We start from the raw sequence: 12857 nt of genomic DNA, 5'->3' as shown, positions 1-12857 counted from the left end.
CTTCGCACTATTGAAGAGCGCGATATCCGCTTTATCCGCTTGTGGTTTACCGATGTTCTTGGAACGCTGAAATCAGTTGCCATTGCACCTGCTGAGCTCGATGCTGCATTTGAGGAAGGACTCGGCTTCGACGGTTCTGCCATTGAAGGATTTGCACGCCAATTTGAATCAGATATGTTGGCAAAGCCAGATCCTGCAACTTTCTCAATCTTGCCGTGGCGCACAGAAGCGCCAGGTGCTGCACGCATGTTCTGCGATATAACTTTGCCGAATGGTGAAGCATCACCTGCTGATCCTCGTAATGTTTTACGACGCACATTGGCGAAGGCTGCGCAGATGGGTTACACCTGTTACACCCACCCTGAAATTGAATTCTTCCTCTTTAAGTCTCAGCCAGATAAGGGTGAGCTTCCAGTTCCGGTGGATCAAGGGGGCTACTTTGATCACACACCAGCTGTTGTCGGCCATGACTTCCGTCGCCAAGCAATCACGATGTTGGCATCTGCATAACGGAGATCAATCTCTTGCTGTCCTGGGGCACCTTCATGGTGGCTGAATTCAACAGAGACGCCCATAGATTCCAACATCGTGATTGCTTGGCGACGGAAGTCATGTCCAACAACAGCTGGCGTGTGATCAAAGTAGCCACCTTGATCAACAGGAACAGGCGTCTCGCCCTTATCTGGCTGAGATTTAAAGAGGAAGAATTCAATTTCAGGGTGGGTATAACAGGTGTAACCCATCTCAGCTGCCTTCGCCAATGTGCGACGTAGAACGTTGCGCGGATCTGCAGGTGAAGGTTCACCGTTAGGCAACGTGATATCGCAGAACATGCGGGCAGCACCTGGTGCCTCTGTACGCCAGGGCAGAATTGAAAATGTTGCAGGGTCTGGCTTTGCCAACATATCTGATTCAGAGTGACGAGCAAAGCCTTCGATAGCAGAACCGTCGAAGCCGATTCCTTCTTCAAATGCAGCATCAAGTTCTGCCGGTGCGATTGCAACAGACTTGAGTGTTCCGAGAACATCGGTAAACCAGAGGCGGATAAAACGAATATCGCGCTCTTCAATGGTGCGAAGAACGAACTCCTGCTGCTTGCTCATATTGTCTGAAGCCATGTCCACATCTTGCCAATGCGATGTTTCGCCAGTGTTACAAAAAGTCAGCTTTCCTACGGCAACGTGCGGTCAAAGTGCCGTAGTGCGACCGAATAACCGATTCTTAACATTGCCTTTCAGGAAAGCCTGACTTTTTGTTACAGCTCCCGCCAGCGGGATGTCATAGGGAGGCGGCGATCCTTGCCGAATGCACGCTTAGAAATCTTTGGCCCCGGTGGATATTGGCGCCGCTTGTATTCGGCCTTATCCACCATAGTGATAACGCGCTTCACCAGCGCAGGATCAAATCCCATTGCAATGAGCTCGTTATGGCCGTGGTCTTCATCAACATAATTGCGAAGCACCTCATCGAGGATTTCATACTCTGGCAACGAATCAGAATCTTTTTGATCTGGGCGCAATTCAGCAGAGGGTTCTTTCTCAATCGAGCGCACTGGAATCGGCGGAGTCTCCCCCGCTTCAATTGCTGCAGCGTTGCGCCAGCGGGCAAGCGCCCAGACATCGACCTTGTAGATGTCTTTGATGGGTGCATATCCGCCGACTGCATCGCCATACAAAGTTGAATATCCGCAGGCAAGCTCTGACTTGTTGCCCGTTGCCAGTACCAACATGTTCTCTTGATTAGAGATTGCCATCAACGTCGTTCCGCGAACTCGTGCTTGAAGATTCTCTTCCGCTAGTCCGGAAAGTTGAAGCGCATTCATATAGGCATCGACCATACTTTCGATGCGTACGGTGCGAAGTCCAAGGCCAGTGTTATGGGCTAGCTCTTCTGCATCTTCAATCGAATGATTGGAAGAATATTTACTTGGCATCGCAACGCCATGAACGAGAGCAGGTCCCAGTGCATCGCAGGCAAGGGCTGCCACAATTGCTGAATCGATTCCGCCGGACAGTCCGATGAGTACTTGGCTAAAACCGTTCTTGATGACGTAATCGCGAAGGCCTACAACGATTGCATCCCACATCTCTTCTTCATCACCTAGACGTTGTGCAACACCCGGAGTCAGCACACGATCAAGCTTTGCCTCTGTCTCGCTGATGATGACATCAGGTGTGGAGGTAAAAACTTCTGCATCGAGATCAAGCAACATCATGCCGTCTTCAAATTGTGGAGCTCGCGCAATCACATTTCCTTTTGCATCCACTGCGATGCTGTCGCCATCAAAGACCAAGTCATCTTGGCCACCCGTCATATTGACGTACACCAAAGGTGCGCCAGCTTGGATGGCGCGCTTCTGTACCAGTGCCGCGCGAACGTCATCCTTATTACGCTCGAATGGAGAGCCGTTAGGAACAAGAATTAGGCCAGGTGTGCGAGCTGCTAATTGCGAGGTAATGCCGCCATCAATCCACAGGTCTTCGCAGATCAGAATTCCGACATCAACACCGTGGATGCGCACAACGAGAGTCTCATCGCCCGGGACAAAGTTGCGGTACTCGTCGAAGACGCCGTAGTTCGGCAAGTGGCACTTCGTATAGGTAGCAACAATCTTTCCGCCCTCGATAATCGCAACACGATTCTGAGGTGCGCAATCTATATGGTCGAGATAGCCAACGATAGAAACAATTTTCGGAGGCAGCGCCGCGGCTAGAACCTGAATTGATTTCGAGCTAGCGATCTGGAAAGAAGGGCGTAGCGCTAAATCCTCAACCGGATATCCAGTGAGCGCCATCTCCGGAAAGAGAACTACATGAGCGCCACTATTCGCCGCGGTTTCTGCATGAGCAAGGATGAGTGCAGCATTGCCTTCGAGGTCGCCCACTGTGGGATTGATCTGGGCGAGAGCTACTCTCAACTTCATAGTTCAAGAGTAGAGGAGTATCGTTTCTTAATGAACCCGGGGACCCGATGTGGCTTCGAGGCAATGCCAATGGCTTTCATGCCAGGTGGCATGGAAAGCGAGAGCAATCTTCATGACCCAGACAACCCTGTATGGCGGAGCTGCGCACAGGCGCATCACAATCCTCGATCTAAAAGCGGCGAAAGAGCGCGGCGAAAAGTGGGCGATGCTCACCTCATATGAACAGATGACCGCATCCATCTTTGATGAAGCTGGTATCCCTGTTCTCCTGGTTGGCGATAGCGCTGGCAATAATTTCTTAGGCGAGGAGAACACCATCCCGGTCACAGTCGATGAATTGATTCCACTGACTCGTGCCGTTGTTCGCGGTTCATCGCGCGCGATGGTTGTGGCAGATCTTCCTTTTGGTTCTTATGAATCTTCGCCAGAGCAGGCGCTAGAAACATCAGTGCGCTTCTTTAAAGAGGCCGGTGCCATGGCGGTCAAGCTTGAAGGCGCTCATCTTGAGACTGTAAAGAAATTAACTTCCTCCGGAATTCCGGTGATGGGCCATCTAGGCCTTACTCCACAATCACTTCATCAATTGGGCGGCTACAAAGTGCAGGGTCGCACCGATGGTGATGTCATGAAAGCTGCGGCGCTCGATTTGGAGAAGGCTGGAGCCTTCGCAATCGTTCTCGAATTGGTTCCAGAGGTGTTGGCTGCGGAAATTACTGCATCCCTCTCCATTCCGACTATTGGAATCGGTGCAGGAAAGGTCACTGATGCCCAGGTATTAGTCTGGACAGATATGGCTGGATTTACAGCAAAGCCACCGAAGCTAGCCAAGGCGTATCGCAACCTGCGCCAAGAGCTCCTCGAAGCAACGAAGGAATATGCCGACGAAGTTCGATCTGGCGCATTTCCGAGCCAAGCCCAGACTTTTCACTAATCGGTTTAATATCCATCCATGAGTAGGCGGGGCAAATTTGCTATAGATATCTCCCCGCTGAAGAAATACCGCGACTACCGCAACTTCTGGACCTCAGGGCTGATCTCTTACCTCGGCTCGATGATCACCTATGTAGCAATGCCACTGCATCTCAAGCAGATCACCGGCTCCTATGTAGCCGTCGGAATCCTCGGCATCATCGAGATCGTCCCCCTTATCCTCTTTGGCCTCTATGGCGGAGTCCTGGCAGATGCTGTCGATCGCAAGAAGATGATCTGGGCTACAGAAGCTGGCGCCCTTCTCGTTGTCGGCTCCCTTTTTGCTAACTCACTCCTACCGAACCCCACAACAATCGTTATCTATCTGGCGGCCGGCCTCTTCGCGGTTGTCGATGGACTTCAACGTCCATCGATGAGTGCCATATTGCCAAGACTTGTTGGTCACGAAGATATGACTGCGGCAGGAAATCTCAACACCTTACGTTTTCAATTTGGAATCATCGTTGGCCCAACACTCGGTGGACTTATTTTTTCAACTTTTAATATTTCAGTTGGTTACGGTTTTGATATCGCAACATATCTGCTCTCTCTTATTTTCTTAGCGCGCGTGAAGAACATCCCACCTTCACATGAGGCCGAAAAGCCTTCATTTAAAGCCCTTTGGGACGGTATTCGCTATGCCTTTAGCCGACAAGATTTATTAGCTACGTATGCCATTGATCTTGCTGCGATGTTCTTTGCAATGCCGAATGCACTCTTTCCATTTTGGGTAGATCACGTCAATGCTCCCTGGGCTCTCGGCTTCTTTTATTCTGCTGGAATGGTCGGAGCTCTCGCCGTTACTCTCACCAGCGGATGGACCGTCAATTATCGATTCCACGGTCGAGCAGTTATTTGGGCAGCCATTGGATGGGGTGCGGCAATCGCTCTCTCCGGCTTGACCCACTCGCTCTGGATTGTTCTCTTCTGTCTGGCGCTCGCTGGAGCATCTGATCATGTCTCTGCGCTCTTCCGAGGGGTCATCTGGAATCAGACAATTCCAGATAATCTGAGAGGTCGATTGGCTGGAATTGAAATGCTTTCTTATTCGATCGGTCCACTTGCTGGTCAATTAAGAGCGGCTTCGGTAGCAGCAGCTACTTCACTTTCCTTCTCAGTAACATCTGGAGGAATAATCTGCATCGTTGTAGTCGCGATTTTGGCGATTTTCATGCCTGATTTCCGCAAATATGATGCAGAAACCAATAAATATGCTGTTGCAGAACGCGAAAATCGGAAAATTCGCGAAAATCAGTGATCGATTTCAAAAAATAACATCGCATTTTTTATTGAATGCATGAAAAAAAGAAAAAAATAATTAACGACACGCACTGTGTTTTTTTGCACTATGTAGTGGCAATTTTTTTTAAATTCAGTCACACTTATCCACGAAACAGGTTTGGGTGACGGATCCGAACCCTTCCATTTAGGAGATAAAAACTATGGCTGCTGCTAAGAAGGCTGCTCCAAAGCGCAAGAAGGCTGCTGCAAAGCCAGCTGCTGCGAAGAAGGTTGTAAAGCGCAAGAAGGCTGCTGTTGCAGCACCTGCTGCGAAGAAGGCTGCTCCAAAGCGCCGCAAGAAGGCTGCTGCAAAGCCAGCTGCTGCAAAGAAGGCTGCTCCAAAGCGCAAGAAGGCTGCTGCTGCAAAGCCAGCTGCAAAGAAGGCTGCTCCAAAGCGCCGCAAGAAGGCTGCTGCTAAGCCAGCTGCAAAGAAGGCTGCTCCAAAGCGCCGCAAGAAGGCTGCTGCTAAGCCAGCTGCAAAGAAGGTTGCTAAGCGCAAGCCAGCAGCTAAGAAGACAGCTGCTAAGAAGGTTGCTAAGCGCAAGCCAGCAGCTAAGAAGAAGTAATTTAGTTACTTATAAAAAACCCCGCCACTGTATGTGGCGGGGTTTTTTATTGGGACTACTCAATTACATTAGCTCTGATCTTTATCAATATCTTTAATGCGCAATGCAACGCGATCAAAGATTTCAGCAAGCACCTTCTGATCGTTCTTATCTAATACATCGAGAAAACGGTTTCGCACGCTAGCCACATGGTCTGGTGCAGCAGCAACGATTGCCTTCCAACCCTTAGGGGTCATGATGGCAAAAGAACCGCGCTTATCGTCGGGGCAGGCCTCGCGGCGAACCCAGCCTTCCTTCTCCATCACCTTAATACGGTGGGATAGGCGCGAGCGCGAAATCATTGCCACATCGGCCAGCTCTGACATGCGCATTGTGCGGTCAGGGGCATCACTTAACTGGGCGAGAACTTCATAATCCGCCATTGAGAGATCATGGGAAGCCAGGTCTTCATCGAGGGCATCGAGCAATCGGCGGCTGGCAATAATGTATTGGCGCCAAGCCTTCATCTCGACAGGGTTGAGCCACTTAGGTGCGGTAGCGTTTTTCTCGGCCATAGGGCAATGATACGACATTAGTTGAAGTTTCAACTTTTCTCGTAGAGTTGCGCCCTCCAGTGAAATGAAAGTGAGCTCGCGTGAAGTCAGGCATTAATACATCCTTTATGGATCCATCTATCCGCCCCCAAGATGACCTCTTCCGACACTTTTCAGGTACGTGGCTAGATACCTATGAAATCCCCGCAGACCGCGCAAGTGATGGCGTATCTCGCGAGCTCTATGACATCGCCGAAGTTCAAGTCCGCGAAATCATTGAGAGTGCAAGCGGCTCTGATGAAGCACAGAAAATTGGTGATCTCTTTAAATCTTTTATGGATACCGACGGCATTAAAAACCGTGGCCTCACTCCCCTGACATCAGAGCTTGCAGAAATTGATGCGATTACCGACCTATCATCTTTTATCTCAACCATGGGTCGTCTAGAACTAGGTGGCATCGGCGGAATCTTCGGAGCTGCGGTCTACGCAGATCCCATGAAATCAGATACCAATATCTTTCATATGGGCCAAGGTGGACTCTCTCTACCTGATGAGTCCTACTATCGCGAAGAACAATTCGCACCAATCCGAGAAGCCTTTGTTGATCATGTGACAAAGATGGGTGCACTCGCACATGTTCCACTGATGGCGGCAGAGATTCTTGCTCTTGAAACTGAAATTGCATCTCACCACTGGGATCAAGTCAAAGACCGCGATGCAACGTTGACCTATAACAAGACTAGCCGCACCGAACTTGCCGCTCTCGCCCCCCATTTTGATTGGGATTTATGGGCGACGAGCGCCGGAATTCCGTCGATCGCATTCGATGACCTCAATATCCACGAACCTTCATTCTTCTCTGGAATCTCAGGGATGCTCGCTCACTTTGATGCCCGTCGTGATATTTGGGTCTCCTGGTTGAAGTGGCAGCTGATTACCAGCAATGCCGCATATCTCACTGACGATATCGTCCAACAGAACTTTGCTTTCTATGGCACAACCCTTTCGGGCACTCCACAGATTCGCGAGCGCTGGAAGCGCGGAGTGTCACTTGTTCAAGGTTCACTGGGTGAGGCAATTGGAAAAGTCTATGTAGGTCTTTACTTCCCCGAGGAAGCAAAGAAGGCGATGCTCGAACTCGTTGCCTATCTGACAAAAGCTTACGAGCTCAGCATCAAAGATCTTCCTTGGATGTCAGAGGCCACTAAGACAAAGGCGCTAGAAAAGCTCGCCAAGTTCACCCCCAAGATTGGCTACCCAGATAAGTGGCGCGATTACTCAACTCTTGAGATCAAAGCCGATGATTTGATTGGCAACCTCCAACGTATCGCAGCCTTCGGCCATAAAGAGGCAGTCGACAAGATCGGAAAGCCAGTCGATCGCGACGAGTGGCATATGACTCCTCAAACAGTCAACGCTTACTACAACCCGATGATGAATGAGATTGTCTTCCCCGCTGCAATCTTGCAGCCTCCGTTCTTCGATATGACTGTCGATATCGCTGCCAATTACGGTGGCATCGGCTCTGTCATTGGTCATGAGATTGGTCATGGCTTTGATGACCAGGGATCTAAGTACGACGGCGATGGAAATATGGTCGATTGGTGGGTCGATAGTGACCGTGTAGCATTTGAAAAACTTACCTCCCAATTAATTGCTCAATATGACGCGCTCTCACCGGCTTCTACGCCCGATATTCACGTTAATGGTGCATTTACCGTTGGAGAGAACATCGGAGACCTCTCTGGCCTTGAAATCGCTTATAAGGCCTATAAATTGGCCCTCAATGGCGCAGATGCTCCTGTCATCGATGGGTGGACAGGTGATCAACGCTTCTTCTTGTCATATGCCCAGGCATGGCGCGGAAAAAACCGCCCCGAGGAAGTACGACGCCGCATTGCAACAGATCCCCATAGCCCTGATGAGTTCCGATGCAATCAGATTGTTCGAAATCTCAGCAGCTTCTACCAAGCTTTTGCTGTCACACCAGACGATGCAATGTGGCTCGATCCCTCAGAGCGAGTGCGTATCTGGTAACCGCCCTTTTTACCTACTACGGCTAAGATTTGGCCATTGTTATCTCGAAGTTTAGAGACCTTTGAGAAGAGACCATAAGGAGTACTAATGAAGAAGCTCACTCGTAAGCAGTGGATCCTCGTCGCCGTAGTCGCCGTCGTTGGCCTATCAATCCTTCGCTCAGTCACCAATGGTGGCAGCGACCTTCCTGCTGACAAGACCACTCTCGTTGAAGAGACCGCACCGGTTGCGACAATCGCATTCGATACACCTCTCGATCTTGGTGGCGGAGTTTTCGTAACAGTTTCTTCTCCTTCACGCTTTACTCCTACAACATTTATGACAAATGTTGATCAAAAGCCAAAGTCTGCAAATCAGTTCAACGTGACAATCAAAAACGGTGGAAGTACACCGCTAGATTTCACAACCGTTTCATTGATTGCGGCCTCTGGCGAGAATGTCTGCTTCGACGTTCTCGGCGATCTCGATATCAATGGCGCTCCAACAGAAGCTCTTGCAGCTGGTGCAACAGCAACCTATACCTACGGCGTTGGTTGCCAGGCAGCAGCAGGCGAACCTTTGAGCCTTACAGTTCAGATCGGTGAGTCCAAAGTTGCTGTAGAAGGCAAGATCGCCTAATTAGTTCTACATAAAGAAACCCCCGTTCACGTGATGAGCGGGGGTTTCTTTCCTGCAAGCTACGCTTCAGGATAGTGGCAAGCGATTCTGTGGTTTGCACCAATCTGCATCAACTGAGGAACCTCAGTGCGGCAGCGATCCTGAGCCTTCCAGCAACGTGTATTAAATACGCACCCTGCTGGTGGGTTTACTGGACTTGGAAGATCGCCCTGCAAGATGATGCGTTCACGTGCACGACCAATTTTCGGATCTGGAACTGGCACAGCAGAGAGCAGCGCCTTGGTATAGGGGTGACGTGGGTGGCTGAAGAGGTCGTGCTTATCGGCTTCCTCCATCACCTTTCCGAGGTACATCACGATGACACGATCTGAAATGTGCTGCACAACTGAGAGGTCGTGCGCCACAAAGATGTAGGCCATGTTGAATTCATCTTGTAGATCTTCAAGGAGGTTTACAACCTGCGCCTGAATCGATACATCGAGAGCTGAGACTGGCTCGTCAGCAACAATTAGCTTTGGCTTGAGCGCAACTGCGCGTGCAACTCCGATGCGCTGGCGCTGACCGCCAGAGAATTCGTGTGGGTATCGGTTGATGTGCTCAGGGTTGAGGCCAACGCGCTTCATCAATCGTTGAACTTCCTCAATGACTCCACCTTCAGGGGTAATACCCTGAATTTGGAATGGGGCTGCGATCAAAGATCCAACGGTCTGACGAGGGTTGAGAGATGCGAATGGATCCTGGAAGATCATCTGCATCTGTGAGCGGTACGGCTTCATCTTCTTTGGAGCAAGCGGTGCAAGATCCTCACCTTCAAAGATGATCTTGCCCTCTGTTGGTTCGTATAACTTCAAGATGGTGCGGCCCGCTGTTGTCTTTCCGCACCCTGATTCACCGACAAGACCAATTGTCTGGCCGGGATAAATCTCTAGATCGATGCCATCGACTGCCTTGACGGTTCCCTTGACCTTAGAGAATGCGCCACCTGTTGTGGTTGGGAAGTGCTTCTTAAGGCCTTCGAGCTTTAATAGCGGTTGAGTCATGCGCGGCCACCGATTTCTGTGCGAGCTTTTACAAGTTCTGATTCTGGCAAATGGCAGCGAGAGAAGTGATCATCACCCTTCTGCTCTAGCGTTGGAGTTGTAGTCGCGCAGAGATTTCCTGGGACACGATCTGCGAATTCACAACGGGCACGGAATGAACATCCCTGTGGCAGGTGAATCAATGAAGGTGGTTGTCCAGGAATTGCAACGAGGCGCTTATCTTCAAGCTTATCGACGCGTGGAATCGAGTTAAGGAGACCGATCGCGTATGGATGATCTGGGCGATAGTAAATATCATCAGCCGTTCCGCTTTCGACAATCTTTCCTGCGTACATAACATTGACTCGATCTGCTACCTCTGCAACGACGCCAAGGTCGTGAGTAATCAAGATCAACGCCATGTTGAATTCTTTCTGCATATCGCGAATCAACTGCAGAATCTGTTACTGGACTGTTACGTCGAGAGCTGTCGTAGGTTCGTCAGCGATAAGAAGAGATGGGTTGTTAATCAAAGCCATCGCAATCATCACGCGCTGGCGCATACCGCCAGAGAACTGGTGTGGGTACTCATCCACGCGCTTATCAGCGGCCGGAATTCCAACGAGGTCGAGCATCTCGACAGCGCGCTTGCGACCATCTTCCTTGCTGCCTTCGTTATAGAGAGACCAGGCTTCGATGAGCTGATTTCCGATGGAGTAGTAAGGATGGAGCGCTGACATTGGATCTTGGAAGATCATCGACATCGCCTTACCACGTAGCTTGCGGACAACATCTTCCTCAGCTGAGATGACATCGACCGGACCTGATTCAAGGTTAAGGAAAGCCTGACCAGAAATCTGTGCAGACTTGCGGTTGTGCAGACCCATTACCGCAAGAGAGGTCACTGACTTGCCTGAGCCTGATTCACCTACTACTGCGAGCGTTTCACCGCGAGCAACAGAGAAGGAGATATCACTCGACGCCTTTACGAGTCCATCTTCCGTTGGAAATGCGACATTGAGGTTCTTGACCTCCAGAAATGGCTTATTTGTCATTAGGCAACTCGCACTCGTGGATCAAGGTAGGCATATGCAATATCTACCAGAAGGTTTGCGACTACAACGAATGTTGCAGCCAAGATTGTTGTTGCCAAGATTGTTGGCAAGTCGTAATCCTGAAGCACTGCGCGGATTGAGAGTCGGCCAAGTCCCGGAAGGTTGAAGATCTGCTCAGTAATGATTGCGCCACCGAGAAGTCCAGCGAAATCCAAGCCAGCCATAGTCACAATCGGAGCAAGAGCTGCGCGAAGCGTGTGCTTCTGCAAGATGATTTTTTCGCTCAAGCCCTTTGCGCGAGCTGTACGAATGTAATCCTCTGAGGAAGTTTCGATGACATTGGATCGAGTAAAACGTGTGTAGGTCGCTGCGTAGAGAAGAGCGAGAACAATCCAAGGGAAGATAAATGTTCTAAACCAGGCAACTGGATCTTCCAGAGGCGGGACCCAGCGGCCCATACTGAGTGGATCAATTAAATTAAATTTCAAACCTACGAAGAGAAGAATCAAAATACCTGAGATAAAAGATGGAAGTGATGTTCCGACCAAAACAAAGGCAGTTGCCGCGCGGTCGGGCCATTGATTCTTGCGGCGAGCCGCAACAATTCCGAGGCCCACACCTACTGAAATCCAGAGAATAAAGGCACCGATTGCGAGTGAGAAAGTGACCGGGAAAGCCTCACCAATCAAAGTTGTGACGCACTCGTGGCGATTAAATGAATATCCAAATGCTGGAGCAGGACACTTAATGGTCGCTGCACCTTCGCCGAACTCACGCCCTGCTACTAAACCTTTGACGAAGCGACCATATTGAACATGGATGGGGACATCGAGTCCGAGGCGATGACGGTTGGCTTCAACAACCGCTGGATAGCAGGCCTTACCGCAGGTAAGTGCTGCCGGATCCATAGGTAAAACTGCGAAGATTCCAAAGACTGACATGCTGACGAGAGTCAGGACCACGAGGGTCGCGCTCAATCGTCGAGCTAAATATTTCAACACTCTTTTTAATCTCCTTCATTAGAAAAACGTTGCACTGCCCAAACTTGAGAAATCCTGGGCGGCCATTACTGGCCGCCCAGGCTCTCTACTTACTGTTTCAGATAACTAGTGACTTAGTACTAGTCATAAAGAAATAAATCCAAGGATTTAGTTCTTTACGTACATCTGACCGAAGCCGAAGTTACCCTGTGGCTCCCAGTAGTAAACGCCGCCAACCTTTGAACCCCAAACGTTCTGAGTCTTAGAGAAGACAGGGCGGATGATCCAGTACTGATCCATCACGTACTGTGATAGCTCCTGCCATCCCTTTGCCTGCTTGGCGCGGTTTGTCTCTACCTTTGTAGCGTCAGACTTCTTCTTGAACGCTGCATATGCTGCATCGTTCCAGTTCTGTGAAAGGTTAAATCCACCTTCCTTTGTGAAGAGCTCAGGGATAACTGTTGATGCGTTAGCCCAGTCTGCACCCCAACCAGCAGATGAAATGTCATTCTGCTTCTCTGGGTTCATCACTGTTGAGTAGTACTGACCTGATGGGATGAAGTTGAACTTCATGTTGATTCCAGCTGCCTTTGTTGCATCCTGGATCAAGACTGAAGCCTTCTGGTTTGTTGCAGATTGTGCGATATCCCAAACGATTCCCTTTGCTGGGTTTGTTGCACGGTCATATGCATCTGGGCAAGAGGTCTTTGCCTTTTCAAGCAATGACTTTGCGTAATCAGCGTTTCCAGTGATCTTCCAGTTTGGATCGTGGATGTTTCCAGTTGTCTTCTTGTAGTCAAGACCAAGAACTGGCTTTACAGGGCTATCGCCTGGGTCGCCGTAGAACTCACGTCCACCTGAAAGGTCGATGAGA

Annotated in this window: 9 protein-coding genes and 4 pseudogenes; 6 read left to right on the top strand and 7 right to left on the bottom strand. The window is 50.1% G+C overall.

The window, feature by feature from the left end; all coding sequences use genetic code 11:
• Nucleotides 1-504, top strand: a pseudogene (locus tag ACKOVI_RS01040) (glutamine synthetase beta-grasp domain-containing protein); the annotation flags it as partial.
• Here the strand turns inward: ACKOVI_RS01040 and ACKOVI_RS01035 are convergent.
• A pseudogene (locus ACKOVI_RS01035) lies at nucleotides 498-1103 on the bottom strand (glutamine synthetase beta-grasp domain-containing protein); the annotation flags it as partial. The pseudogenes ACKOVI_RS01040 and ACKOVI_RS01035 sit on opposite strands and share 7 nt — an antisense overlap.
• 152 nt (nucleotides 1104-1255) lie before the next feature.
• Nucleotides 1256-2923 (bottom strand): NAD+ synthase, encoded by a 1668-nt coding sequence (locus ACKOVI_RS01030; protein WP_509601959.1) that lies wholly within the window; start codon nucleotides 2921-2923, stop codon nucleotides 1256-1258.
• Between the two features lie 112 nt (nucleotides 2924-3035).
• Between ACKOVI_RS01030 and panB the strand changes: the two genes are divergently transcribed.
• The 3 genes from panB (at nucleotide 3036) to ACKOVI_RS01015 (ending at nucleotide 5739) form a co-directional block, all read left to right on the top strand.
• The gene (gene panB / locus ACKOVI_RS01025; protein ID WP_509601956.1) at nucleotides 3036-3854 is read left to right on the top strand and encodes a 3-methyl-2-oxobutanoate hydroxymethyltransferase; all 819 of its coding nucleotides are present in this window, start codon (nucleotides 3036-3038) and stop codon (nucleotides 3852-3854) included.
• 18 nt (nucleotides 3855-3872) lie between these two features.
• Nucleotides 3873-5150 (top strand): MFS transporter, encoded by a 1278-nt coding sequence (locus tag ACKOVI_RS01020; protein WP_509601954.1) that lies wholly within the window; start codon nucleotides 3873-3875, stop codon nucleotides 5148-5150.
• 184 nt (nucleotides 5151-5334) lie between these two features.
• Nucleotides 5335-5739: a hypothetical protein gene (locus ACKOVI_RS01015; RefSeq protein WP_509601952.1), complete on the top strand. Its 405-nt coding sequence runs from the start codon at nucleotides 5335-5337 to the stop codon at nucleotides 5737-5739.
• Nucleotides 5740-5807: 68 nt separating this feature from the next.
• On the opposite strand, the gene ACKOVI_RS01010 is transcribed toward ACKOVI_RS01015, so the two are convergent.
• Complete coding sequence (locus ACKOVI_RS01010) at nucleotides 5808-6293, bottom strand: MarR family winged helix-turn-helix transcriptional regulator (RefSeq protein WP_509601950.1); 486 nt, start codon at nucleotides 6291-6293, stop codon at nucleotides 5808-5810.
• A gap of 107 nt (nucleotides 6294-6400) precedes the next feature.
• Here ACKOVI_RS01010 and ACKOVI_RS01005 point away from each other — a divergent pair, with 107 nt between their 5' ends.
• A complete protein-coding gene (locus ACKOVI_RS01005; RefSeq protein WP_509601961.1) occupies nucleotides 6401-8311 on the top strand; it encodes a M13 family metallopeptidase in 1911 nt (636 codons plus the stop codon).
• Nucleotides 8312-8398: 87 nt separating this feature from the next.
• The gene (locus ACKOVI_RS01000) at nucleotides 8399-8929 is read left to right on the top strand and encodes a hypothetical protein (protein ID WP_509601948.1); all 531 of its coding nucleotides are present in this window, start codon (nucleotides 8399-8401) and stop codon (nucleotides 8927-8929) included.
• Nucleotides 8930-8988: 59 nt separating this feature from the next.
• Here ACKOVI_RS01000 and ACKOVI_RS00995 read toward each other — a convergent pair whose 3' ends face one another.
• The 4 genes and pseudogenes from ACKOVI_RS00995 to ACKOVI_RS00980 form a co-directional block, all read right to left on the bottom strand.
• Nucleotides 8989-9969, bottom strand: a complete 981-nt coding sequence (locus ACKOVI_RS00995; protein WP_509601946.1) for an ABC transporter ATP-binding protein — start codon at nucleotides 9967-9969, stop codon at nucleotides 8989-8991.
• Nucleotides 9966-11003, bottom strand: a pseudogene (locus ACKOVI_RS00990) (ABC transporter ATP-binding protein). The gene ACKOVI_RS00995 and the pseudogene ACKOVI_RS00990 overlap by 4 nt, the downstream one beginning before the upstream one ends.
• Nucleotides 11003-12004: an ABC transporter permease gene (locus tag ACKOVI_RS00985; protein ID WP_509601943.1), complete on the bottom strand. Its 1002-nt coding sequence runs from the start codon at nucleotides 12002-12004 to the stop codon at nucleotides 11003-11005. Before ACKOVI_RS00985 ends, ACKOVI_RS00990 begins: the two are co-directional and overlap by 1 nt.
• 147 nt (nucleotides 12005-12151) lie before the next feature.
• A pseudogene (locus tag ACKOVI_RS00980) lies at nucleotides 12152-12857 on the bottom strand (ABC transporter substrate-binding protein); the annotation flags it as partial.

The organism is Candidatus Planktophila sp., from assembly GCF_046070465.1.
In the GTDB taxonomy this organism is placed as follows: domain Bacteria; phylum Actinomycetota; class Actinomycetes; order Nanopelagicales; family Nanopelagicaceae; genus Planktophila.
The sequence above is the reverse complement of the archived record's forward strand: the minus strand, read 5'-3'. Positions and strand labels throughout refer to the sequence as shown.

Coding starts and splice junctions, on each gene's coding strand:
- ACKOVI_RS01010 (WP_509601950.1), bottom strand. CDS start 6,293: ATGGCCGAGAAAAACGCTACCGCACCTAAGTGGCTCAACCCTGTCGAG.
- ACKOVI_RS00995 (WP_509601946.1), bottom strand. CDS start 9,969: ATGACTCAACCGCTATTAAAGCTCGAAGGCCTTAAGAAGCACTTCCCA.
- ACKOVI_RS01030 (WP_509601959.1), bottom strand. CDS start 2,923: ATGAAGTTGAGAGTAGCTCTCGCCCAGATCAATCCCACAGTGGGCGAC.
- ACKOVI_RS01005 (WP_509601961.1), top strand. CDS start 6,401: ATGGATCCATCTATCCGCCCCCAAGATGACCTCTTCCGACACTTTTCA.
- ACKOVI_RS01000 (WP_509601948.1), top strand. CDS start 8,399: ATGAAGAAGCTCACTCGTAAGCAGTGGATCCTCGTCGCCGTAGTCGCC.
- ACKOVI_RS01015 (WP_509601952.1), top strand. CDS start 5,335: ATGGCTGCTGCTAAGAAGGCTGCTCCAAAGCGCAAGAAGGCTGCTGCA.
- ACKOVI_RS01020 (WP_509601954.1), top strand. CDS start 3,873: ATGAGTAGGCGGGGCAAATTTGCTATAGATATCTCCCCGCTGAAGAAA.
- panB (WP_509601956.1), top strand. CDS start 3,036: ATGACCCAGACAACCCTGTATGGCGGAGCTGCGCACAGGCGCATCACA.